Consider the following 23,779-nt stretch of genomic DNA (forward strand, 5'->3'; position numbering starts at 1 on the left):
CTCATAAGTGCTCAAATAATTGATTTGGATCACGTTTTTACCCGTAATGCCGAAAAAGCCTGCAATCGCAGGCTTTTTTTATAACGTTTTTCGTAAACTACTGTTTACCTTAAACTAGTTTCGTTTATCCTAGGCCACAAATTGATTTAATTATTTATAAGGCTTACGAATGAAATGGAATTGGATCGGCAACCTTACATTAAAACAAAAATTTGTGATTGTTATCGCGCCTTCTTTACTCGCCTCGATCCTATTTGGCGGGCTGTATGCGAATGACCAGTACAAGTTAACCAAAGAACTCGATCAAGTACTTATTTTGAGTCAACTTGCTGTTGCTAATAGTAGCTTGGTCCACGAAATACAAAAAGAGCGCGGCATAAGCGCGGGCTTCATTGGCTCTAACGGCTCAGCGTTTCAAAGTAAGTTACCGCTACAGCAAAGAGATACCGATAAGCTTATTCACACTTTCCAGTCATTTCTGAGTGATCATCCATTGCCTTCGGCCTTCACAACCGAGATCCGCAATACTAAAAATTTAATCAGTGAAATTCCAGAAATTCGAAAACGGGTAAAAGGTCTATCAATTAGTGTTGCCGATGAAGTGGCATTCTATACTGCTTTAAATAAAGAGCTACTGAGCATCGTGGACTTAACAGCGAAGAAGGGTGCTAACCAACAAATTGCTATTAAGGCCGCGGCATTTGCTGCATATTTGCAAATGAAAGAGCGGGCTGGCATTGAACGCGCGGTACTGAGTTCAACCTTCGGCAATGACACTTTTAAAGCCGGTGTTTATCGTCGTTTCGTGACACTTGTATCGGAGCAGGGCGCGTATCAAGAAAGATTCTTGGCCTTAACTGACCCGCAAACATATTCCGCTTTTCAGCAGTTATCGAACAATCAAGCCTTTAAAGAGGTTGAAGCGTATCGAGTTATTGGTTTTGTGCAAAATTCAGCAAAATTAAAACAACAGCTGCCGGAACTCTGGTTTCAAACAGCAACCAACCGGATTGAGTTGTTAAGTCAATTTGAGCACAGGTTATCAAGTGAGTTAATCACCGTCACTGAAGCAAGGTTAGCCATTGCGACTAAATACCTTTATGTCACATTAGCGGTATTACTATTGGCAGCAAGTATGGTGTTGCTGGTTTCTATCTCTGTCATGCGTTTTATCCATGAAAGTGTTTCTAACCTGCAGCGTTCAGTGACGCTGGCGCGAGAAGATTTCGATCTCAGTGTCAGAATTGTTCAGAACAGCGATGATGAATTTGGCCAATTAGCCAAGGCATTTAACGGCATGATGACTGATTTTGAAAATGTCATTTCTCACGTTACCACTAACTCAACGGTTTTATTTCAAGCAGTAGAAAAATTGGAGCAACATTCTACACAGCTAAAAAGCGATGTCGAGCTAGGCCACCGGGAAGTGGAGCAGGTTGCGTCAGCCATGACTGAAATGAGTGCTACCGTCGCTGAAATAGCTATTAATGCGGAGAATGCCTCTGAAGCATCGGCGGAAGCGAACATTGAGGCGCAAGACGGTAACGAAGAGGTCGGGCGTTCAAGCGCTGCTATCACTTTACTTGCCAGTGACATTAATGAGTCTGCAGCAGCGCTGCAAGCACTCGAACTTGATATCAGGGCTATCGTTACTGTGTCTGATGTGATTAGCGGTATTGCAGAGCAAACTAACTTGCTAGCACTCAATGCCGCCATTGAAGCCGCAAGAGCAGGGGAAATGGGCCGTGGCTTTGCCGTGGTTGCTGATGAAGTGCGTAGTCTTGCACAGCGTGCACAAAGTGCAACGGGTGATATTAAAGCAATGACAGAGCGACTAAGCTCCGGGGCCAGTATCGCAGTGCTTTCAATGGAGCGTGGTACAAAGCAAGCAAGTCAAAGTGTTGAAGAGGCTGAGAAGGTCAGTGTAGAGCTTAAAAAAATAGTCAATCATGTCGGGGTAATAGACAGCATGAATGAACAGATAGCGGCATCGACGCATGAGCAAAGTGCAGTGGCGGAAGAGGTGAATCAAAATGCGTTAAAAATTAGTGAGATCTATATTCATACTCACACTATCGCCAATGAACTCCAATCTCTCACCAACGAGCTGGTTAAAGGGTCAAGTAATGTTGCTAGAGAAGTCAGTAAATTTAAACTGAGTTGACTGATAGTGCGTTAAAACTACGGCTAATAGTGCTAATTTGGCTAGCAAGTATGCAAACGCTGCAGCTAGCCACAAATACGCTTGACGCAATTGCCCCTTTTGCGTAAAGTGTCGCTCCGTTAGCAGCGTAAGCTATGTTGTTGACTATTGTGATGATTAACCACATAAAAAGAATCAATTGGTGAGCTGGCTGAGTGGCTGAAGGCGCACGCCTGGAAAGTGTGTTTAGGTTTATCCCTAACGAGAGTTCGAATCTCTCGCTCACCGCCATATATAGAAAAGCCCGTTATCGAAAGATAACGGGCTTTTTGCTGTGTGGTTTTTACTTGTTAGCGCTAAATATCTGGTACTAATAATCGAAGAACTTACGCTGCTCTATGCCTGCGGCATTTGAATTAACTTTATTGGGGTGCTTATGCTCTTTCCAGCAAGCGACTTTTCTGCCTACATTTAGATGAGGGAAGTCCAAGTTTGCCTCTGTACTTATTCCTATAAATGTCAGTAACTCACTTAAGCTACTTGGTTTGCTAACGTCGATACAGATAAGATCATCTCTGTTTTCAAAATACGTGAGTACTCCCTGTTTATGTTGCAGGTAACACTTTTCTAGGTGCTCTTTATCGTCCGGGACTAGCGTAGATGAAAATTCAAAAATAGCATTGAAAGTACGTTTTAATACCGGGTTGAATATACCGCTTTTAAGGTCTAAGTTAGCCAACATTTTATTAATGAGCATCTGCATAGAAGGCACCCAAAGCGATAAGTCTCTTTCTAAATACACAAATTTAGAACCTGGGAAAAGCTCATCAAGTTGTGGGTAATCACAAAAGCATGGAGAGTCAGAAATTACGTCAGCTAATTCAAATGCTCTTTTTGTGTAGGCGGTGTGAGCGACATTGAATCCATAGTCTAGTAAGGCAACGCTGATACTCGTTGTACCTGTTCTGGGTAATCCAATAATAAAAATTTTGTTCATGTGCTTATAAAACCAATATAAAGAAATAAGTGTTAGAGGTTGCTGGTAGATTATCTACAGCAAAGGGCTAAACAGGTAAAAAATACGTTCAGTGATACGGTTGGCTAAAGAGCGTTTTGCCCATAGCTCAGGAGATACCATTACAGAGTCAGCTAAATAACTTTGTTGGACCCGTTCAAGCTCCTGCGTAAATGGAAGGTTGTCTACCGCTAAGGTAACTTCAAAGTTCAGCCATAAGCTGCGCATATCAAGATTCACCGTGCCTATTAGGCAATGATTTCCGTCGATGACAACAGACTTAGTATGTAATAATCCGCCTTTAAAACGATGAATATGCACACCAGCATCGAGGAGTTCCGAGAAAAAGGCTCGGCTAGCCCATTCAACCATCAGCGAGTCATTTTTATCAGGTACGATGATATCAACTTGCACATCGCGCTGAGCTGCAATAATGAGTGCCAGTTGCAAATTTTCACTGGGTACAAAATAGGGAGTAGTAATGACAATACTTTTTTGCGCTTGGTAGATGCTTTGCAGTAATACCTGATGAATAATCTCATCTCGCATTCCTGGCCCTGACGGAATAACCTGCACTAAATCCGTGATGTCATTGTCATCATGCGGTAAACATTTTGGCAGTTCGGGTAACACTCGCTCATTGGTTTCAACTTCCCAGTCCCACGCGTGGATGCTGTTGAGTACAGGCACCGTAGTGCCCGTGATCCTGACCATCACATCAATCCATTCTCCGACGCCTGCCTCTTGATTGAAATACTTTGGATCCACAAGGTTCATGGAGCCTGTATAAGCAATCTGATTATCTAAGACCACTATTTTCCGATGCAATCTTAAATCAAGCCGTCTAAAGAACATCCTCAATGGTGAGACTTCGAGCGCATTGACAACGCTGATCCCTGCTTCTTTCAATGTAGAAGGCCAATGACTTTTAAAAAAGCTCCGGCTGCCAGCGGCATCGAGCAACAACTTTACGCTAACGCCGCGATTAGCCGACTCCACTAGCGCTTGCGCGACTTCATCGGCTTTACCACCGGGTTGCCAAATATAGAACTCAAGGTGGATTGATTCAGTCGCTTGGCCTATATCCTTGATTAACATTTCAAGGATCTCATGGGTTTGGTTCAGCAGTGTTAATTGATTATCGGCAAGTGCCGGAATACCAATCTGTTTTTCGCATATGGCACTAATTGATTGCCCATAAAGGCTGGAGACATGAGGCTTATATTGGCGGACGTTATAGAGATTTGAAAACCATTGTTCATAGGGCGAGTACATCTGCTGTGCGCGTTCTGCGCGTTTTTTCCCTAAGTTGAGCTCGCCAAACAAGAGGTAGGCAAATGCGCCTCCTAACGGCACGATATAGATTATCATTAACCACGCCAATGAGACGCCAATCGCCCGCCTTTTAACAACGACTCGCACGCTGATACCAGCAATCACTAACCAGTAAATAAATACGCCAGCGAGGGTGAGTAGTTGATAAAAGTGGTACATGTTTTCTTTGATAATATAAGCCTTAGGGGATTGAGAAAAACACTGGAACGGTCATTAAAGGTCCGCCAGTGACTTAAGCAACTAATGTTTATGCCACACATGAGTAAAAGCTATTATAATGAAAACATTACCGTAAATCTAAGTAAGAAGCAGAATAACTCATCATGTTTAGAATTCTTCGTAAGCTCATTTTATTTTCACTGTTGCTAGTGACATTGATTGGCCTCTATATTTACCAAAGTACAGTAATTCCGCTTGAAGATACATTGTTAGCAAATGACACTGATGGTGTTAATGCTGTGCAATGTGTCACACACAGCCCGAATGTACCGCTTGATAGACATGGCAATCTAGATATTGCAATCTGGAATATCTATAAGCAGCAGAATGAGGGCTGGCAAAATGTCCTTAAACAACTGGCAGACAGGACTGACTTGCTACTGCTGCAAGAGGCAACGCTAACAGATGATCTAAAGGCGCTAATTAACGAGCAAAAACAGGGCTGGGTGTTGGCAAAGGCATTTATATTCGGTGGTGAGCCAGTGGGGGTGATGAATTTGTCGAAAGACTATCCCTTAAGTATCTGTGCCTTTAGATACTCCGAACCATTGATACACTATCCGAAATCGTTATTGGTATCCTATTATCAATTGTCAGATAACAGCCAGTTGTTGGTCGCTAATATACACAGTATCAACTTTACGTTAGGACTTGAAGAGTACCGTGCTCAACTCAATGTCGTTGCTGCGGCGATGACCGAACACAAAGGCCCGGTCATTTTTGCAGGTGATCTCAACACCTGGAGTGGCGAGCGTGGAGAATACATAGCAACAATGGCGAAAAATGCTGGATTAACGGAAGCCGTGCCTAATGATGACTCTCGAACAACCATTTTTGGCCAATCACTTGATCATATATTTTATAGGGATCTAGAATTGGTAAAGACAGAATCGATTGTTACTGATAGCTCAGATCATAATCCGCTTAAAGCATATTTTAGATTACTCAAAAAAATCCCTTAGTAAGTCAACTACTCGTGAAGAGTCATCGATAGGACAAAGTATGGATAACGCGCACGCGTTACTTAAACAGTATTTCGGTTTTAGTGCTTTTAGAACCGGACAGCTAGAAGTGGTTAGCAAGATATTAAATGGCCAAAGCGCAGCTGCCATTTTCCCAACAGGGTCAGGTAAGTCGCTATGCTATCAATTACCAGCGGTTGCATTGCCAAACCTTACATTGGTTGTTTCGCCGTTATTGGCGCTGATGCAAGATCAGTTAGCTTATTTAGACGCTCGAGGTATTTCTGCTGCATCTATTGATTCCACTCAAACACCGGAGCAGGCTGCTGCTGTATTAGACGGTGTGACCAATGGCAGTATAAAAGTGCTGATGATCTCAGTTGAGCGTTTGAATAACGAAAGATTCAGACGTTTTATCAGTGGTATTGCCATCTCCTTACTGGTGATAGATGAAGCACATTGTATCTCGGAATGGGGTCATAACTTTCGCCCTGATTACTTAAAACTTCCTAGTTATCAACGGATGTTGAATATTCCGCAAGTGCTGTTGTTAACCGCGACAGCAACGTCTAAAGTGATTGCCGATATGGGCAGTAAATTTGCAATAGCGCCTGAAAACATTACTTTAACCGGTTTCTATCGTGCTAACTTACATCTCAATGCTGTAGGAATAAAAGAGGCCGATAAATCCCGATTTTTAGTTAACTGGTTAAATGAACGGCAACAGACAAGCGGTATTGTTTATGTGACCTTGCAAAAAAGTGCAGAGATAGTCGCAAAATATTTACAAGCCAACGGCTATAACGTATTGGCTTATCATGCCGGAATGGACAGTGATGAACGCAAATTAATTCAGACTCGCTTTATGTCAGGTGAGGTTCCAATTATCGTTGCTACCATCGCTTTTGGAATGGGTATAGATAAAAGCGATATACGTTTTGTGGTGCATTATGATCTGCCTAAATCTATAGAAAACTACGCCCAAGAAATTGGACGTGCTGGGCGAGACGGTAAAGATTCCGAATGCATGGTGCTGGCAAATAAAGATAATCTTAATGTATTAGAAAACTTTGTATTTGGCGATACACCTGAGCTTAACGCTATTACCCGTGTTATTGATGAGATTAAGTCAGTGGCTCAACAGAGTAATATTTGGGAGTTGATGCTCAATCAGCTTTCTACCTCCTCAAATATTCGACCTCTGAGTTTGAAAACCTTGTTAGTTTATCTTGAGATGCAAGGCGTTATTAAACCTAAATACAGCTATTTTGCCGAATACAAATATAAGTTGCAGACCTCTTTAGAGGAGATGTTGCGTCGCTTTGATCCAGAGCGTCAGCATTTTGTTAAAGCGATTGTCGATACCTCTGCAAAAGCTAAAATTTGGCACAGTGCCGATCTTAATCAACTCGAGACTATTTACCCTAATAGTCGTGGTCGAGCGATAAAAGCCTTAGATTACTTAGATCAAAAACAGCTAATTGAACTGCAGAGTAAACAGTTAACACAGGTTTATGAAGTGTATGCGGCAGAGTTAAACGTTGATGGTCTAGCAGAGCGGCTTTATCAGCAATTTAGCATTAAAGAGAGCAGTGAAATTGAGCGAATTAATTTTCTAGTGTCATTTTTTGGCAGTGACCGCTGCTTAAGTTTGCAGCTCGCGCAGTATTTCTCAGATCCAAACGCCATCACGGCTTGTGGTCATTGTTCTGTATGCCGGAATAATATCGCGGTATTACCCGAACCTGCGTACCTACGTCCTTTGATTGAATATGATTTTCAGCAGACCTGCGCCGAAGCCGTTTCAAAGTTAAAGTCGCATACATCAGCGGTGTTGTTAACCCGCTTTTTATGCGGCTTAACAACGCCCTTGTTTACCAAACTTAAAATGAGACAAGTGAAAGGCTTTGCACAATTTGAGCGCTACCGCTTTAAAGAGGTGCTAGTGTGGGTTGAACAGCAGCTTTAAAGTAGTAATACCTGCATTAGTAGTATGCATAATACGCATTGCTTTATGCATACTATGTAACAAAAATTTTCCAACTCGACTTTATTAATGTAAAAAAACAAAGAACATGTTTAACTGACTGCAAATTTATCGCGACATAGATTGCGAATAATGATAACTAAGGGATTTCACATGAAAAAAGCCGCGCTAACACTTGCCATCGCATTATCACTGACTGGGCTCACAGCCTGTCAAACTCAAACGTCTATAGAACAAAACACGATTGAAATGACAGACCAAAATTTGGCATTTCAACAGTTTAGTCAGAGTTTTATCGATGATTTGTGGGTCGAATCTCCAACTTGGGCTTTGTACAGTGGCTTTCATCAGTATGACGGTGTACTTAAGGTTCCCAATGAGCAGGCACGCCAAGCGAGCTTAGATTTTGTATCGAAGCAATCAGCATTATTGACTCGTTTTGACAAAGACAGTCTAACTCCCGGTTTGTTAACGGATTATCGCTTAATTGAAAACTTGATTGGTCAGATGCGTTGGGACATAGAAACCTTTAAGTCTTGGCAGTGGGATCCGACTAACTACAATGTCTCAGGCGGCTTTGCGCAGATCATCAATGAAAATTTCGCGCCTTTAGATCAACGTTTAGCGTCAGTACTGTCGAGAATGGAAAATGTCCCTGCTTATTACGCTGCGGCTCGAGAAAATATCAGTCATCCTACGCTAGAGCATACACAGCTGGCGATTATGCAAAATGAAGGCGCTTTTTCTGTCTTTAACAATGACCTTTTAGATCAGGTTCTCGCGTCTGAGCTAACTAATGAGCAAAAAGTACTGTTTGTAACGCGTTTCAATAAAGCCACCATAGCCATAAACGAACATATAGACTGGTTAAAAGCCCTTGAAGTTAAGTTGGACAAAGAAGGGGCTCGTAGTTTTAGGATTGGTGAAACGCTTTATGAACAGAAATTTGCCTACGACATTCAAGCAGGGATGAGCGGTAAAGCCTTGTACGAAAAAGCGATAAAAGATAAGAATCGCGTACAAGCAGAGATGACAAAAATCACCGAAAAGTTATGGCCTACAAATTTCGATACACCAATGCCGAAAGACAATAAAGTGGCCATAAAACAGCTTATTGATAAGTTATCGGTTAAACATGTTAAGCGTGACGATTTTGTGGATGAAGTTAGGGCGCAGATCCCTGAGTTAATTGCTTTTGTTAATGAAAAGGACTTAGTCACTCTCGATCCCAATAAACCACTCATCGTACGTGAAACCCCAGCTTATATGCGTGGTTATGCCGGTGCATCCATTAGTGCTCCGGGGCCATATGAAAAGTCGGGTAACACCTATTACAACGTCACTCCATTGGACGGCATGAGTGATGAGTCCGCAGAAAGTTATCTAAGAGAATATAATCATTGGATCCTGCAGGTGTTAAATATCCATGAAGCTATCCCCGGTCACTACACACAATTGGTTTACTCGAATGAATCGCCAAGCTTAATTAAGAGTTTGTTTGGTAATGGCGCTATGGTGGAAGGTTGGGCGGTTTATACCGAGCGAATGATGTTAGAAGAGGGCTATGGTAATTTTGAGCCTGAAATGTGGTTAATGTATTACAAATGGAACCTACGTGTTATCTGTAACACAATACTCGACTATGGTATCCAGGTTAAAGGAATGACAGAAGCAGAGGCTCTTGATCTTATGATCAATGAAGCTTTCCAGCAACAAGCCGAAGCGCAAGGGAAGTGGCGTAGAGCAACGCTGAGTCAGGTGCAGCTGACTAGCTACTATTCAGGATATCGTGAAATATATGACTTTAGAGAAGAGTATAAAGCACTGAAAGGTGAGGACTTTGACCTTAAGGCATTCCACGAAGAGTTCTTAAGTTATGGTAGTGCTCCAGTTAAATACATTAGAGAGCTAATGCTGCATAAATAGTGTATTCAAATATGATTAAACCAGCAGTTAACATAATTGCTGGTTTTTTGTTTACTTAGACCTTTGATTTAACAGAAATGTGATCTATCCCATCATTCTCTACTAGCTTATTCAACGCCCTTAATGTAATCTCAATGGTAATCGCTCGTATTTAGATTGCGTAAAATGAAAAACATACTAATCGTTGATGATGATCTTGTACTACAAAGTCTATTAAAGAGCCATTTAGAGGCTGAACACTTTATTGTTACTCTTGCGTCAGATGGCCAAGAGGCACTTGAAAAACTGCAGCATATTGCCCCTGATCTTATTATCCTTGATATTAACATGCCAAAGTTAAATGGTATTGAGATGTTAAAATTGCGCAATGATAAAACCCCGGTAATGGTTATCTCGTCTCTGGATACAGAACATGAACGCATTAGTGTATTTGAGCTAGGCGCAGACGATTTTCTGAGCAAACCTTTCAGCCAACGTGAGTTAATCGTACGGATCAGAGCCATTCAACGTCGAATAGAATTAGTCAGAAATGAATCTGAAGTAAACGATGATTTAGCCCCTGATGTGTTGTTTGATGACAGTAGCTATAGCGTGTCTATTTCTTCAAAAGAAGTGTCCTTTACACAAACAGAATTTAAGTTGTTCAAATATCTATTTGAACGCAAGGGCAGGGTTATTGCAAAGCAAGAGCTACAGCTAAGAGTCCTGCAAAAAGAACTAGGCCAGTTTGATAGAAACTTAGATATGCATATCAGTAACACGCGAAGAAAATTAGCGGCGATACAGCTGCCTAAATCCTTAATCAATACGGTTAGAGGCAAAGGTTATAGTTTTGCTGAAATGTAGCTAACGGTTCAATCTCAATTTAAACGCAATAAAAAAGGGAGCTTAAGGCTCCCTTTTTTTAATCGTAATCAATTAAGCTATTATTTTAATAGGATAGTTGGATTAACATATTCAAGGTTCAACGCTTCAGCTACTTCGGCACAAGTGATCTTACCGTGCATAACATTGAGACCATTTAATAGGTGCTTGTCTTGAAGCAAAGCTTCACGGTAACCAAGTTGAGCCAACTTAATGATGTATGGCAATGTGGCATTGTTAAGTGCAAAAGTCGAGGTACGAGCAACAGCACCTGGCATATTCGCGACACAATAGTGAACAACATCATCAACAATATACGTTGGGTCTTGGTGTGTTGTTGCATGTGAAGTTTCAATACAACCACCTTGGTCGATTGCAACATCTACAATTGCAGAACCTGGCTTCATTGCGGCAATGTGCGCTCGAGTGACAAGCTTTGGCGCTGCAGCACCTGGAACAAGTACACCACCAATGACAAGGTCAGCTTCTAAAACATGCTTTTCAATAGCATCAGCTGTTGAATAGATTGCCTTAACTTTATTATCAAACTGTGCATTTAGACGACGTAATGCATCAATGCTACGATCAAGAATAACAACATCAGCGCCAAGGCCGACTGCCATTTGCGCAGCGTTTGTTCCCACCATGCCGCCACCGATAATAACGACTTTAGCAGGTTCAACACCTGGTACACCGCCAAGCAGCATACCACGTCCGCCCATCGACTTTTCAAGTGCCATTGCGCCAGCTTGAATCGACATACGGCCAGCAACTTCAGACATTGGCGCAAGTAAGGGCAGTGCACCACGGTCATCAGTTACTGTTTCATAAGCTATACAAACAGAACCACTTTTAATAAGGTCTTCTGTTTGTGGTAAATCAGGCGCTAAATGTAGGTAGGTAAATAGAAGTTGGTCTTCTCTTAACATTGCACGTTCTACTGCTTGTGGTTCTTTTACCTTAACAATCATTTCTGATTGGGCAAAAACCTCTGCTGCAGTTGCTAGGATTTTAGCGCCTACATTAACGTAATCTTCATCGGTAAAACCAATGCCAGAGCCAGCACTTGTTTCAATAAAAACCTCATGACCACGTAGAGTCAATTCACGAACGCTAGAAGGTACCATGCCTACACGATATTCGTGGTTTTTGATTTCTTTTGGAACACCTATAATCATCTTAGAGCCTCAATTTCGCATAAAAACCCATTTTCTATGGGTGTAATTGTTATTTTGTTATGCCTGAACGTGAATGTTGCAGGGAAATCTAGTATAGTATTCCTTCGGTAGTTTATGCTGCTGAAGTTTATCTAAACACAGTGTTTTATTTTGTTATAGATGTAATTCAAGGTTGTAAATATGGTTAATAATAAAAAGAGTCCTATAAAAGACTTAGATCGAATCGATAGAAATATACTTAATGAGTTACAACTTGATGGACGCATTTCCAATGTCGAGCTATCAAAGCGTGTCGGGCTGAGTCCTACCCCTTGTCTAGAGCGAGTTAAAAGACTTGAAAAACAAGGGTATATCAAAGGGTACACCGCATTAGTCAACCCGCACTTTTTGGGTGCATCTTTGCTGGTGTTTGTTGAGATCACGCTAAATCGTGATACGGCTGAAGTATTTGATAAGTTTAACGATGCTGTGCAACTACTTGATGATATTCAAGAATGTCATTTAGTTTCAGGTGATTTCGATTACTTATTGAAGACTAGAGTGTCTGATATGTCCGCTTATCGTCGTTTATTAGGGGAAACCTTACTTAAACTACCTTCAGTCTCTGATACACGCACTTATGTCGTGATGGAAGAGGTTAAGCAGACGAATCGTGTGGCTATCAATACGACTTCTGAAATGTAATTTTGTTGTTTTCTTGTACAAGAAGGGTGTCACTCGACTCCCTTCTTTTATACAAAATACAATTGATACAAAATGATGCAAAAATCTCACGTGAATATTTATTCACTTAATTGTGTGCAACTCAAACGCTGCAAAATAAACTCATTTCTGGTATCTTACTGACATTATCGTCTTTTTTATTGTAGGCTTGCGATTGTCCAAGGCAACTAGTGTAAAAACCCTTTCCGGCGTACAACGACTATTAGAAGGTAGTCTGATTATCTGTTGCATGATTGCAACTTATATCCTTATTGCGCTAAGCAGTTTTAATGCATCCGATCCCGGCTGGAGCCAATCCCATTTTGATGGCGATATTCAAAACCTCACCGGCGCAGTGGGTGCTTGGTTAGCCGACGTATTACTTTATATTTTCGGTTATACCGCCTATATCATCCCGGTCATTATCGCTTTAACGGGTTGGTCGCTGTTTAAACGCACCCATAGATTGCTAGAAATTGACTACTTTTCTGTAGGTTTAAGATTAATAGGCTTCCTTCTTATTGTGTTTAGTCTTGCAGCATTAGGCAGTATGAACGCGAATGGACTTTACGAATTTTCAGCCGGTGGTGTCACGGGGGATGTAATAGGCCAAGCAATGCTGCCCTACTTTAATCAGTTAGGGACAACACTACTGCTATTATGTTTTGTGGGTGCTGGTTTTACGCTTCTTACTGGTATTAGTTGGCTGACCATTATTGATTTGACTGGCTTCGCGACGTTATGGTGCTTTAAGTCATTACGACAATTACCCGCAAAACTTGTCCCGAATAAAGAAGAAACGGAAGATACTCGAGGCTTCTTATCCGTGGTTGAGCGTTTTCGTGAAAAACGCAGTAAAGAACGGGATGAACAAGAAACGTGTGAAGCTAATCTCGATGAGCAACATGATTCAATTAACCCAGCTACAGCAAAGAGTGCTAACACTCGGTTAGAACCTAAAATAGAACCTCTATTAGCACAACCATCGCAAGCCAAAGAACCAACGATTCAAGCGCCTTGGATTGCAGACGTTCAACCTGAAGTTGAGACGATTGATTTTGACGCAAAAAAATCAACCGGCGCGGTTAACGCAAGTAAACGCATAAATGATGATAAAGCCAAGATCGTCGATGGCATCGTTATTTTACCAGGGCAACAGGAAGGTCCTGTGAGCAAAGCCGCAATGGAGCCGCTACCAAGTATTTCATTACTCGATGTACCCAATCGAAAAAGTAACCCCATAAGCCAAGAAGAGTTAGACCAAGTCGGTAGATTAGTTGAAGTTAAACTTGCTGATTTCAATATTACAGCAAAAGTCGTTGGCGTATATCCAGGCCCTGTTATTACTCGTTTTGAGCTCGAACTAGCGCCTGGCGTTAAAGCATCAAAGATCACTAGTTTATCAAAAGATTTAGCGCGTTCGCTGCTGGCAGAGAGTGTCCGAGTGGTTGAAGTTATACCAGGTAAAGCATTTGTAGGTCTCGAGTTACCTAACAAGTTTAGAGAAACGGTCTTTATGCGCGACGTATTAGATTGCGATGAATTTAGAGATAGTCCGTCTCATTTAAGTATGGTGCTAGGGGCTGATATCGGCGGTAAGCCCGTCATTGTTGACCTAGGCAAAATGCCGCACCTGTTAGTGGCAGGTACCACCGGTTCGGGTAAGTCAGTCGGTGTGAACGTGATGATCACTAGTTTACTGTATAAATCGGGGCCAGATGATGTTCGCTTCATTATGATCGACCCGAAGATGTTAGAACTTTCAGTTTATGAAGGGATCCCACATCTGCTGTGTGAGGTTGTTACTGATATGAAAGAAGCGGCTAACTCGCTTCGCTGGTGTGTCGGTGAAATGGAGCGTCGCTATAAGCTCATGTCAGCTCTTGGGGTACGTAACCTTAAAGGTTATAACCTTAAAATTAAAAATGCTAAAGAGGCTGGCGAACCGATTGTCGATCCTCTGTGGAAATCATCTGACAGCATGGAGCCTGAAGCGCCAGAGCTCGATAAGCTCCCTTCAATCGTTGTCGTCGTTGATGAGTTTGCCGACATGATGATGATTGTGGGTAAAAAGGTTGAAGAGCTTATTGCCCGTATCGCGCAAAAAGCACGTGCGGCAGGCATACATTTAATATTAGCGACGCAGCGACCATCGGTTGATGTTATTACGGGTTTGATTAAAGCAAACATTCCAACTCGTATGGCTTTCCAAGTGTCTTCACGAATAGATTCAAGAACGATTTTGGATCAACAAGGCGCGGAAACCTTATTAGGTATGGGTGACATGCTTTATCTGCCACCGGGCACGAGTGTTCCTAGTCGCGTCCATGGCGCCTTTATTGACGATCATGAAGTACACAAGGTCGTTGCAGATTGGCATGCTCGCGGAAAACCACAATACATTACCGATATTTTACAAGGCTCAACAGAAGGAGAGCAGGTGTTGCTTCCTGGTGAGGCCAGTGAATCTAACGAAGATACTGATGTGTTATACGATGAAGCGGTAGCATTTGTTACCCAAACGCGTCGCGGATCTATCTCTAGTGTGCAACGAAAATTCAAAATTGGTTATAACCGTGCGGCGCGGATTATTGAACAAATGGAACTTCAGGGGGTAGTTAGTGCCCAAGGCCACAATGGTAACCGTGAAGTATTAGCACCGCCTCCTCCTAAAGACTTTGATTAATTTCAATGAGTTTAGGGCGCAATTTGTGGTTATGAATAATGAAGACACTCAATATCAGTGTTGTGCCTAGGGCGCAACCGGGAGAACCAACATGAATAGACTTATCGCTATAGCGATGGCAGGGTTACCTTTATTAGCGCATTTTTCAGTTCAGGCTGATGCTTCTGAGGAGCTCAAAGTAAAGCTTGCCGAAATAAATAACCTTAAAGCCAATTTTAGTCAGACCGTTACCGATATCAATGACAAAGTGATTCAGACGGGTGAAGGTATTTTTGCACTGGCGCAGCCAAATCAGTTTTACTGGCACTTAACCGCGCCGGATGAATCATTGATTGTCGCCGACGGTACTGATGTATGGATCTACAATCCTTTTGCAGAAGAGGTGTCGGTTATGGATGTTAACCAAGCAATAAGTGCATCTCCTATCGCCTTACTTGTCCATTCTGATCCGCAAACATGGTCGCAATATCAGGTTAAAAATGATGGCCAATGTTTTGAAATAAGCCCTATAGATAAAGAGGCTGGCGTGTCAGAAGTTGAGGTCTGCTTTAACGAACTAACATTGACTAAAATGGTGCTTAAAGATCAGCAAGGAAATACCAGTAACTTTACTCTTACAGATCAAACCCATGTAACCGAGAGTGAAGGTAATTTATTTGAATTTATCGTGCCTGAAAATGTTGATATTGATGATCAACGTTTGAAGTCTAGCAATTAAGAGTGTTCCGTGAGTAGTTTAAGTTTAGATTTCGCACCCGATTTTAGGCCTCTAGCGGCTAGAATGCGCCCGGAAACATTAGCGCAATACGTTGGACAACAACATTTATTGGGCGAAGGGCAACCGTTAAGGCAAGCACTTGAAGCTGGAAGAGCCCACTCCATGATGTTTTGGGGGCCACCAGGAACAGGTAAAACCACACTGGCAGAGCTTGTTGCCAGTCATGTTAATGCCCATGTTGAACGTATTTCTGCCGTCACCTCGGGTGTTAAAGAGATTAGAAGTGCAATTGAACATGCAAAAAATGTTGCTCAATCTCGTGGGCAACGTACTTTACTTTTTGTTGATGAAGTTCATCGTTTTAATAAAAGCCAACAAGATGCCTTTTTACCGTTTATAGAAGATGGAACGGTGATTTTTGTGGGTGCAACGACTGAAAATCCTTCTTTTGAGATAAACAACGCACTCTTATCGCGTGCACGAGTGTATCTGATTAAGCCGCTTACTACCGAGGAGATCTGTCAGATCACCCAGCAAGCTTTAGCTGATGAAGAGCGTGGACTCGGTAAGCGTAAGTTGATTTTACCGCCTGATGTGGCGCTAAAGTTAGCCCAAGTATGCGACGGTGATGCACGTAAAGCGTTAAACCTTATCGAATTGATTAGCGATATGCTTAAAGACGGTGAGGTTTTCACCGAAGCGATGATCATTCAGGTGGCAGGCCAGCAACTCGCGGGGTTTGATAAGAATGGCGACCAATACTACGACCTAATTTCAGCGGTACATAAATCCATTCGTGGCTCAAACCCTGACGCTGCGCTTTATTGGTATTGCCGAATGCTCGAAGGTGGCTGCGATCCTCTCTATATTGGCAGACGGCTACTTGCCATCGCGTCAGAAGATATCGGCAATGCTGATCCTAATGCGATGTCTGTTGCGGTCAATGCTTGGGAGTGTTTTCATCGAGTAGGCCCCTCTGAAGGGGAAAGAGCGATAGCACAAGCTGTTTTGTACCTAGCAAGTGCGCCCAAAAGTAACGCTGTCTACACCGCTTTTAAAGCCGCAAGACAACTTGCAAGAGAAACGGGTAATGAAAGTGTACCGGAGCATTTAAGAAATGCACCGACTAAACTGATGCAAGACATCGGTTATGGTGAAGGGTATCGATACGCCCATGATGAACCCAATGCTTATGCTGAAGGGGAGGTTTATCTGCCTAAATCGATTGCCGATAGCCGTTTTTATTATCCAACAGAGCGCGGATTTGAGAAACGTATAAAAGAAAAGCTTGAGCACTTAGCGATTCTTAATCAACAAAGTAAGGTAAAAAGATATGAGTAATATACTTTTTGTTGCGTTAGGTGGGTCTGTTGGTGCAGTTTTACGTTATCTTATCTCAATTTTAATGCTTCAGGTGTTTGGTAGTGGATTTCCTTTTGGTACACTTGTAGTCAATATACTGGGATCATTTTTAATGGGTGTTGTATACGCCTTTGGTCAAGTCAGTGAAGTGAGCCCAGAAATTAAAGCATTTATTGGTGTGGGAATGTTAGGCGCCCTCACTACGTTTTCTACTTTTTCCAATGAGTCTTTATTGCTGATGCAAGAAGGCTATTTGGTTAAAGCGATTTTGAATGTTGTTGTCAATGTAGGCGTGTGTATATTCGTCGTTTTTCTAGGACAGCAATTGGTGTTTTCTCGTTATTAACTATTAAGACAATAAGACATGTTAGATCCAAAATTTTTACGAAATGAATTAGAAGTAACCGCTGAGCGTTTAGCGACTCGTGGTTTCATTTTAGATGTCGACCGTTTAGGTAAATTAGAAGAAAAGCGTAAGTCGCTACAGGTCGCTACCGAAGAGTTACAAGCTTCTCGCAATGCGATCTCAAAATCGATTGGCCAAGCAAAAGCAAAGGGTGAAGATGTTGCCCCTATAATGGCTAAAGTAGGCACTCTTGGTGCAGAACTTGACGCTAAGAAATTAGAATTATCTGCATTGCTTGAAGAGCTCAATGCTATTGCGATGAGTGTGCCTAACTTACCGGACGAATCAGCACCGATTGGCAGCGATGAGTCTGGCAATGTTGAAGTACGTCGCTGGGGCACGCCAAGAGAATTTAGCTTCGACGTCAAAGATCATGTTGAACTCGGTGAAACGCTTGGCGGGCTTGATTTTAAGAGTGCGGTTAAAATTACCGGTACACGCTTTATTATTATGAAAGGCCAAATTGCACGCATGCATCGTGCGTTAGCACAATTTATGCTTGACCTTCATACTACTGAACACGGCTATACAGAGGCTTACGTTCCGCTGCTCGTCAATGAAGATAGCTTGTTGGGCACTGGACAGTTACCTAAGTTTGGTGAAGACCTGTTTCATACCAAACCAGCAACCGAAGAGGGGCAGGGCCTAAGCCTTATCCCCACCGCTGAAGTGCCACTGACCAACATGGCTCGCGATACTATTATCGATGAAGATGAGTTGCCGGTAATGTTGACGGCTCATACACCTTGTTTCAGAAGTGAAGCGGGTTCATATGGTCGTGATACTCGCGGATTAATCCGTCAGCATCAGTTTGATAAGGTAGAGCTAGTACAGCTAGTAAAGCCAGAAACTTCAATGCAAGCGCTTGAAGAGCTGACTATTCATGCAGAAACAGTCCTACAGAAACTTGAACTTCCGTATCGCACTATGGTGCTATGTACCGGAGATATGGGCTTTGGCTCAAGCAAGACGTTTGATATCGAAGTCTGGTTACCGGCTCAAAACACATTTAGAGAGATCTCATCTTGCAGTAACATGCAGGATTTCCAGTCTCGTCGTATGCAAGCCCGTTTTAAAGCTAAAACAGCTAAAAAACCAAGCCTATTACATACGCTTAATGGATCTGGCCTTGCTGTAGGTCGTACCTTAGTGGCTGTTCTTGAAAACTACCAGAATGAAGACGGTTCAATTACGATACCTGAAGTGTTACGTGGTTACATGGGTGGTTTAGAAAAAATCGGTTAAACCAAACTCATTAAAAAGGCCTCTACTGTGTAGGGGCTTTTTTATGTGTGTGTTGTTAGTCGCTAATCAATCATTTCGATGATCTCAATTAATTGACTCATTAAATGCAGTTTATTGATCAAACTGTGACTATAAATGATAAATATTAGTAATATGGGTAATTTTATTTTTTAGTCGTTAAAACTCACTTTCTACAAAGTGACATCAATGGTATAACTACAGCCGAACCCCTACACACCTCTATTTAGGAAAGCAGTCATGATATTTTCCCAGGTTGAACTTGCCCCGGCCGATCCAATCCTAGGCCTTACCGATGCATTCAAAGCCGATCCCCGCGAGGATAAAGTCAATTTAGGCGTTGGGATCTATAAAGATGAATCTGGAAAAACTCCCATTCTTAAAGCCGTTAAATTAGCAGAAGAAAAGTTACTGGCAACAGAGAAGACTAAAAGCTATCTAGGTATGGAAGGCGTACAGGCCTATAACGGTGCAGTACAAACGCTATTGTTTGGCAATGATCATACTGTGGTTAATAACGGTCGAGCGTTAACCGCACAAGCTCCAGGCGGGACTGGCTCACTTCGAGTCGCAGCGGAATTTTTAGTTCGACATACGAAAGCTGATACCATTTGGGTGAGTAATCCTACCTGGGCAAACCATCAAAATATTTTTCAATCTGCAGGCTTGAAGACGCAATCTTACGGCTATTATAAAGCCGAGACGCACAGTCTAGATTTTGATGCCATGTTAACTGATTTGAATGGCGCAAAAGAGGGCGATCTTGTTTTACTCCATGGTTGTTGTCATAACCCGACAGGAATCGATTTAAATGCCGCCCAGTGGCTCGCGGTAGCACAGCTATGCGTGAGTAAGTCATTAGTACCGTTGTTTGATTTCGCTTATCAAGGTTTTGGCACTGGCGTTGAAGAGGATGCTGCAGGGCTGCGTATTGTCGCTGACACAGTACCCGAGCTTATTATTGCCAACTCTTTCTCGAAGAACTTTGGTCTGTATAACGAACGTATTGGCGCTGTAACGGTCGTTGCCGCAAACGATACCGAAGTGGTAAATGCTTTTAGCCAAATAAAGAGCACCATTCGTGCCTCATACTCAAATCCTCCGGCACATGGCGCGTTGATCGTCAGTACTATTTTGGAAGATGAGTCGTTAAAGCAACTTTGGCATGACGAACTACAAGGTATGCGAGAGCGTATCGCCGAAATGCGGACTTTATTTGTTGCATCATTGAAAGAAAGTGGTGTGACTCAAGACTTTGAATTTATCTCTAGCCAAAATGGCATGTTTAGTTTTTCAGGGTTGAATAAAGCGCAGGTAAAGCGTCTGAAAGATGAGTTTGGCGTTTATATTGTAGGCTCTGGACGTATCAGCGTTGCTGGTATGACCAAAACAAACATGCCGATTATATGTAAGGCGATTGCCGCCGTTCTATAAACGGCTATTAAATTTAAAAAGGACCTTCTTAGGTCCTTTTTTTGTAGCTAATGTTTAAACAACATTGAGTTTATCTGGCAACATTTCTGCGAGCGCATTTGCCAACGCACGCTTATCATGTAGCCCAATATGATGTGAACTTCTTAAGGGATAGTAGCTGGTGTTGCCTTCTTGATACGGGGTTTCAGCATGGCTAAGTACCTTATCAATGATTTTAAGGCCAAGCACTTGATGACACCAATCTAGCTTCTGCATGAGTCCACAATTTGCTATCGGTGACGGCTCATCGGTTAGATTATCAATTAAAATCACTTCGGCCGAAGACTCGGCTAGCGCTTTTGCTATTTTAGGCAATAGCAGCGGAGGCATAATACTGGTTAAGAAACTGCCTGGACCGAGTATGATCAAATCCGCATCACGTATTGCATCGCAGGCTTCACACGTTGCTTGTACTAACGGGTCAAGTGACAATGCTATGGGAGTATCAGTCATTTTATCGACGTTTATTTCACCAAAAACACTTCTACCGCTAGCTTCGATGGCGACAAGGTGTGTTGGTTCTTCAGACATCGGGATTAGGCGAGTTGTGATATTTAAAAATTGACGCACTAAATTAATCGCTTCCAACGGCCTAACGCATAGCTCATCCAATGCGGTGAGCATTAAATTACCTAAATTGTGGCCATTGAGTTCACTTTCACCCTTAAAGCGGTACTCAAACATGAGTGAACCGATTGAAGGTTTTTTAGATAGCTGTGTAAGGCAATTACGGAGGTCACCCCAAGCGATACAGTCTTTTTCGGCTCTTAGGCGACCAGTAGAACCACCATTATCAGTTGTTGCTACGATCCCTGTCAGTTTAGGGCCAAGAAATGACAATGCTGAGAGTACGCGTCCTAAGCCATGTCCGCCACCAATGGCGACGACTTGCTGATATTGATTAAGTGCATTGTTTTCCATGGGGGGTCTCCTTCCTGAATACCCAGATGTTTTATTAGTCGCAATGAGTATAACGATTTAATCAGAATCTTTCGCGATGTAATCTTGATCTAGCTGGCATATAATACAAAAATCACAGGTTAAGCAAAGACATATTTTGTATATTATAAGGATGTGCAGTGAAGACAGGTAAAGTTGGTTTGTTTACCATCGCTTTTGGTGTCGTTATTGGTGGTTTTTTACTTATTAGACTGACACTAATCCCTTCGCTTACTCATGAAGGGCAACCGTTAGGTAAGGCCATAAGAAATAATGAACTGGTTAGCAAAGTCCCTAGGTTTAGCGATATAAAAGATGTAAAAGCAAAGAAACGTGCATTTTTTGATTTTCTGCGCCCATCTGTAAAGCATCAGAATGCCATTATTGAAGATGAGCGTCAGTTTTTGATTGGTATTAATACCCAGCTTGAAAATGACAAACAACTCACTGATGCCGATGAATTCCGTTTGCAACAGATTGCAGAAAAATACCAGTATACTTCGAGACGAATTAATACTAACACCATCAATAAACTACTCGTCAGAGTCGATGTTGTCCCTGTACAGATGGTGTTAATACAAGCCGCCAATGAGACGGGTTGGGGCAGTTCTCGTTTCGCGAGAGAAGGGCTTAACTTTTTCGGCCAATGGTGCTTTAGAAAGGGCTGTGGGTTAGTACCACAATCTCGCACTAATGGCCTATCACATGAAGTCGCTGTTTTTAAAACAGTCGAGGACTCTATAGCCTCCTATATGCGAAATCTTAACTCCAATGCTGCTTATGCCTTGTTTAGGTCAATTAGAGCAGATATGAGAGCTGAGAACCAAGTGCCCAGTGCCGATAAACTTGTTTATGGCCTAGTGAATTATTCAGAAAGACAAGAAGCTTATATCGATGAGTTACTTGAAATGTTACGTCAAAATCAACCCTATTTAGTGGAACAAAATGAAAAAATCCCTGCTGTTTAGCTTAGTTATGTTTAGTTGTGCATCGGTAAATGCTGAACCAATATCATTAGAGTACCAAAGTTTTTATCAGCGACTTAAACAAGTCAATAAAGGCAATTATCAATTGGTTGAAGTGGCTTTTTCAGTATCTAAAGCCAATGGTTGTAAGCTTATCGATGGCACAATATCGACTGAAAAGGAGTCATTTCCATTAACGTTCACTAAAGACCAAAGAATATTTTTGCCTTATGACGCACAGTTAAAATCAGACAGAGCACTGATTAACCTTAATGTCGAAGGCGATGCAAAGTCTTGCGCCATTGCGATGCAGGTGAGATCAAAGAATACAAAACAAGCGTATGACGGCGCTGAATTACTGCAGATCCAAACAGAAATGAATACCCTGTTAAGTATGATGCAAGGGTTTCCTATGCGTTATTTTGCATCTGAAATAGCCGGACTTAATTTAGAGTTTGATGGGGATGTTGTGATGACGCTCGATGGGAAGAAAATGCCTGTTAGCGGAACTTACCGTTTGCATAAAGACGTGATTGAAAGCCTTAACTCAATAGAGTTTAGTCAGGCACCTAAAGTCATTAGTCCATGGACAGCGAAATAGCCTCTAAGCTGATCTAAAAAAGCCCTCTAATAAGAGGGCTTTTTTTATATCCATTAACGATTAGCTATTCGGACTATAAGTACTAACGACATCAATACGTGCCGCTTTATCTAAATCAATATGGCCATTATTGCTGATATCAACAAAATCAAAGGCTGGCAAGTCAGATTCAGCAACGTCGCCCTTCAAAGGCGCATCGGCATTACGCTCTAGCGCTAGAAAATCAAACTTAGCTCTGTCGACACCTTGAGAAGGCGCTGTATTTTGCATCGCGGTGAATATGGTTTCTATACGGCCAGGGAAGTCTCTGTCCCATTGAACCAGCATATCTTTGACCGCTGCACGTTTCAGATTCTCTTGCGAGCCACAAAGGTTACAGGGGATGATAGGAAACTTTTTCAGCTCAGCATATTCAGCAATGTCTTTCTCTTTGCTATAAGCCAGCGGACGAATAACCATATTGGCGCCGTCATCAGATAAAAGCTTGGGTGGCATCGCTTTCATTCTTCCTGCAAAAAACATGTTTAGGAACATGGTTTCAATAATGTCATCTCGATGATGACCCAGTGCTATTTTAGTCGCACCAATCTTTTGCGCAAAACCATAGAGCGTGCCACGACGTAAACGTGAGCATAATGAGCAAGTGGTTTTACCTTCTGGAATTTTATCCATGACGATAGAGTAGGTGTCTTTTTCTAAGATATGATATGCCACGCCAAGGCTGTCTAAGTACGTGGGTAAGATCTCTTCAGGAAAACCGGGCTGCTTTTGGTCAAGGTTGACCGCCACTATTTCAAACTTGATCGGCGCTCGTTGCTGAAGGTTGAGCAAAATATCTAACATGGCATAGCTATCTTTGCCCCCAGATAAACAGCACATAACACGATCGCCTTCTTCAATCATGTTGTAGTCGCCAATGGCTTTGCCAACTTCAGAGCGCAAGCGTTTCTGGAGTTTGCTGCGACGAGAGATCTGCTCTGGTGATAATTCTTCGGACATAAAAAAACGCGCCTAGTACACAAATGTTCAGGGCGC

At 42.2% G+C, this 23,779-nt stretch carries 19 protein-coding genes and 1 tRNA gene; 15 read left to right on the forward strand and 5 right to left on the reverse strand.

The genetic code is table 11. The annotated features are described in order from the left end of the window. Window positions 1–169: 169 nt before the first annotated feature. Both L2729_RS19425 and L2729_RS19430 read left to right on the forward strand, forming a co-directional pair. Window positions 170–2,164 (forward strand): methyl-accepting chemotaxis protein, encoded by a 1,995-nt coding sequence (locus tag L2729_RS19425; RefSeq protein WP_248989745.1) that lies wholly within the window; start codon window positions 170–172, stop codon window positions 2,162–2,164. Window positions 2,165–2,344: 180 nt separating this feature from the next. Continuing rightward, window positions 2,345–2,434 (forward strand) — tRNA-Ser (locus L2729_RS19430). A gap of 79 nt (window positions 2,435–2,513) precedes the next feature. On the opposite strand, the gene L2729_RS19435 is transcribed toward L2729_RS19430, so the two are convergent. Together L2729_RS19435 and cls are read right to left on the reverse strand one after the other, a co-directional pair. After that, window positions 2,514–3,140: a sulfotransferase gene (locus tag L2729_RS19435; RefSeq protein WP_248989746.1), complete on the reverse strand. Its 627-nt coding sequence runs from the start codon at window positions 3,138–3,140 to the stop codon at window positions 2,514–2,516. Window positions 3,141–3,194: 54 nt separating this feature from the next. Further along, complete coding sequence (cls, locus tag L2729_RS19440; RefSeq protein ID WP_248989747.1) at window positions 3,195–4,652, reverse strand: cardiolipin synthase; 1,458 nt, start codon at window positions 4,650–4,652, stop codon at window positions 3,195–3,197. Between the two features lie 164 nt (window positions 4,653–4,816). Here cls and L2729_RS19445 point away from each other — a divergent pair, with 164 nt between their 5' ends. The 4 genes from L2729_RS19445 to L2729_RS19460 all read left to right on the forward strand — a co-directional run bounded on the left by L2729_RS19445 (window position 4,817) and on the right by L2729_RS19460 (window position 10,433). Then, window positions 4,817–5,674: an endonuclease/exonuclease/phosphatase family protein gene (locus tag L2729_RS19445; protein ID WP_248989748.1), complete on the forward strand. Its 858-nt coding sequence runs from the start codon at window positions 4,817–4,819 to the stop codon at window positions 5,672–5,674. Window positions 5,675–5,714: 40 nt separating this feature from the next. Continuing rightward, a complete protein-coding gene (locus tag L2729_RS19450) occupies window positions 5,715–7,643 on the forward strand; it encodes a RecQ family ATP-dependent DNA helicase (RefSeq protein ID WP_248989749.1) in 1,929 nt (642 codons plus the stop codon). A gap of 171 nt (window positions 7,644–7,814) precedes the next feature. Next, window positions 7,815–9,587 carry a DUF885 domain-containing protein gene (locus L2729_RS19455; RefSeq protein ID WP_248989750.1) on the forward strand — a complete coding sequence of 591 codons (1,773 nt, stop codon included), beginning with the start codon at window positions 7,815–7,817 and terminating at the stop codon, window positions 9,585–9,587. Window positions 9,588–9,752: 165 nt separating this feature from the next. Continuing rightward, complete coding sequence (locus L2729_RS19460) at window positions 9,753–10,433, forward strand: response regulator transcription factor (protein WP_248989751.1); 681 nt, start codon at window positions 9,753–9,755, stop codon at window positions 10,431–10,433. Window positions 10,434–10,513: 80 nt separating this feature from the next. Here L2729_RS19460 and ald read toward each other — a convergent pair whose 3' ends face one another. Further along, window positions 10,514–11,629 carry an alanine dehydrogenase gene (gene ald, locus L2729_RS19465; protein ID WP_101091657.1) on the reverse strand — a complete coding sequence of 372 codons (1,116 nt, stop codon included), beginning with the start codon at window positions 11,627–11,629 and terminating at the stop codon, window positions 10,514–10,516. 180 nt (window positions 11,630–11,809) lie between these two features. Between ald and lrp the strand changes: the two genes are divergently transcribed. The 7 genes from lrp (at window position 11,810) to L2729_RS19500 (ending at window position 20,200) form a co-directional block, all read left to right on the forward strand. Beyond that, window positions 11,810–12,313: a leucine-responsive transcriptional regulator Lrp gene (gene lrp / locus L2729_RS19470; protein WP_101091658.1), complete on the forward strand. Its 504-nt coding sequence runs from the start codon at window positions 11,810–11,812 to the stop codon at window positions 12,311–12,313. 193 nt (window positions 12,314–12,506) lie between these two features. Then, window positions 12,507–15,017 carry a DNA translocase FtsK gene (locus tag L2729_RS19475; protein WP_248989752.1) on the forward strand — a complete coding sequence of 837 codons (2,511 nt, stop codon included), beginning with the start codon at window positions 12,507–12,509 and terminating at the stop codon, window positions 15,015–15,017. A 91-nt stretch (window positions 15,018–15,108) separates the two neighbouring features. Further along, a complete protein-coding gene (gene lolA, locus L2729_RS19480) occupies window positions 15,109–15,735 on the forward strand; it encodes an outer membrane lipoprotein periplasmic chaperone LolA (protein WP_248989753.1) in 627 nt (208 codons plus the stop codon). A gap of 9 nt (window positions 15,736–15,744) precedes the next feature. Continuing rightward, window positions 15,745–17,076 carry a replication-associated recombination protein A gene (locus L2729_RS19485; RefSeq protein WP_248989754.1) on the forward strand — a complete coding sequence of 444 codons (1,332 nt, stop codon included), beginning with the start codon at window positions 15,745–15,747 and terminating at the stop codon, window positions 17,074–17,076. Then, complete coding sequence (crcB, locus tag L2729_RS19490) at window positions 17,069–17,443, forward strand: fluoride efflux transporter CrcB (protein WP_101091662.1); 375 nt, start codon at window positions 17,069–17,071, stop codon at window positions 17,441–17,443. Before L2729_RS19485 ends, crcB begins: the two co-directional genes overlap by 8 nt. Before the next feature lie 18 nt (window positions 17,444–17,461). Further along, window positions 17,462–18,748 (forward strand): serine--tRNA ligase, encoded by a 1,287-nt coding sequence (serS, locus tag L2729_RS19495; RefSeq protein ID WP_101091663.1) that lies wholly within the window; start codon window positions 17,462–17,464, stop codon window positions 18,746–18,748. Window positions 18,749–19,006: 258 nt separating this feature from the next. Beyond that, window positions 19,007–20,200 (forward strand): amino acid aminotransferase, encoded by a 1,194-nt coding sequence (locus L2729_RS19500; RefSeq protein ID WP_248989755.1) that lies wholly within the window; start codon window positions 19,007–19,009, stop codon window positions 20,198–20,200. A 54-nt stretch (window positions 20,201–20,254) separates the two neighbouring features. Here L2729_RS19500 and yvcK read toward each other — a convergent pair whose 3' ends face one another. Then, window positions 20,255–21,160: a uridine diphosphate-N-acetylglucosamine-binding protein YvcK gene (yvcK, locus tag L2729_RS19505; RefSeq protein ID WP_248989756.1), complete on the reverse strand. Its 906-nt coding sequence runs from the start codon at window positions 21,158–21,160 to the stop codon at window positions 20,255–20,257. A gap of 158 nt (window positions 21,161–21,318) precedes the next feature. Between yvcK and L2729_RS19510 the strand changes: the two genes are divergently transcribed. Both L2729_RS19510 and L2729_RS19515 read left to right on the forward strand, forming a co-directional pair. Next, window positions 21,319–22,146: a glucosaminidase domain-containing protein gene (locus L2729_RS19510; protein ID WP_248989757.1), complete on the forward strand. Its 828-nt coding sequence runs from the start codon at window positions 21,319–21,321 to the stop codon at window positions 22,144–22,146. Continuing rightward, window positions 22,124–22,744, forward strand: coding sequence for a DUF2987 domain-containing protein (locus L2729_RS19515; protein ID WP_248989758.1), 621 nt, complete (start codon window positions 22,124–22,126; stop codon window positions 22,742–22,744). Before L2729_RS19510 ends, L2729_RS19515 begins: the two co-directional genes overlap by 23 nt. Before the next feature lie 60 nt (window positions 22,745–22,804). On the opposite strand, the gene ttcA is transcribed toward L2729_RS19515, so the two are convergent. Then, on the reverse strand, window positions 22,805–23,743 hold the full coding sequence (gene ttcA / locus L2729_RS19520) for a tRNA 2-thiocytidine(32) synthetase TtcA (RefSeq protein WP_248989759.1): 939 nt from the start codon (window positions 23,741–23,743) through the stop codon (window positions 22,805–22,807). Window positions 23,744–23,779 lie beyond the last annotated feature (36 nt).

Source organism: Shewanella gelidimarina (genome assembly GCF_023283945.1).
Lineage (GTDB): Bacteria > Pseudomonadota > Gammaproteobacteria > Enterobacterales > Shewanellaceae > Shewanella > Shewanella gelidimarina.

Bases quoted from the DNA above. Each gene is read 5' to 3' on its own strand.
- L2729_RS19425 (WP_248989745.1), top strand. From the start codon at position 170: ATGAAATGGAATTGGATCGGCAACCTTACATTAAAACAAAAATTTGTG.
- L2729_RS19435 (WP_248989746.1), bottom strand. From the start codon at position 3,140: ATGAACAAAATTTTTATTATTGGATTACCCAGAACAGGTACAACGAGT.
- cls (WP_248989747.1), bottom strand. From the start codon at position 4,652: ATGTACCACTTTTATCAACTACTCACCCTCGCTGGCGTATTTATTTAC.
- L2729_RS19445 (WP_248989748.1), top strand. From the start codon at position 4,817: ATGTTTAGAATTCTTCGTAAGCTCATTTTATTTTCACTGTTGCTAGTG.
- L2729_RS19450 (WP_248989749.1), top strand. From the start codon at position 5,715: ATGGATAACGCGCACGCGTTACTTAAACAGTATTTCGGTTTTAGTGCT.
- L2729_RS19455 (WP_248989750.1), top strand. From the start codon at position 7,815: ATGAAAAAAGCCGCGCTAACACTTGCCATCGCATTATCACTGACTGGG.
- L2729_RS19460 (WP_248989751.1), top strand. From the start codon at position 9,753: ATGAAAAACATACTAATCGTTGATGATGATCTTGTACTACAAAGTCTA.
- ald (WP_101091657.1), bottom strand. From the start codon at position 11,629: ATGATTATAGGTGTTCCAAAAGAAATCAAAAACCACGAATATCGTGTA.
- lrp (WP_101091658.1), top strand. From the start codon at position 11,810: ATGGTTAATAATAAAAAGAGTCCTATAAAAGACTTAGATCGAATCGAT.
- lolA (WP_248989753.1), top strand. From the start codon at position 15,109: ATGAATAGACTTATCGCTATAGCGATGGCAGGGTTACCTTTATTAGCG.
- crcB (WP_101091662.1), top strand. From the start codon at position 17,069: ATGAGTAATATACTTTTTGTTGCGTTAGGTGGGTCTGTTGGTGCAGTT.
- serS (WP_101091663.1), top strand. From the start codon at position 17,462: ATGTTAGATCCAAAATTTTTACGAAATGAATTAGAAGTAACCGCTGAG.
- L2729_RS19500 (WP_248989755.1), top strand. From the start codon at position 19,007: ATGATATTTTCCCAGGTTGAACTTGCCCCGGCCGATCCAATCCTAGGC.
- yvcK (WP_248989756.1), bottom strand. From the start codon at position 21,160: ATGGAAAACAATGCACTTAATCAATATCAGCAAGTCGTCGCCATTGGT.
- L2729_RS19515 (WP_248989758.1), top strand. From the start codon at position 22,124: ATGAAAAAATCCCTGCTGTTTAGCTTAGTTATGTTTAGTTGTGCATCG.
- ttcA (WP_248989759.1), bottom strand. From the start codon at position 23,743: ATGTCCGAAGAATTATCACCAGAGCAGATCTCTCGTCGCAGCAAACTC.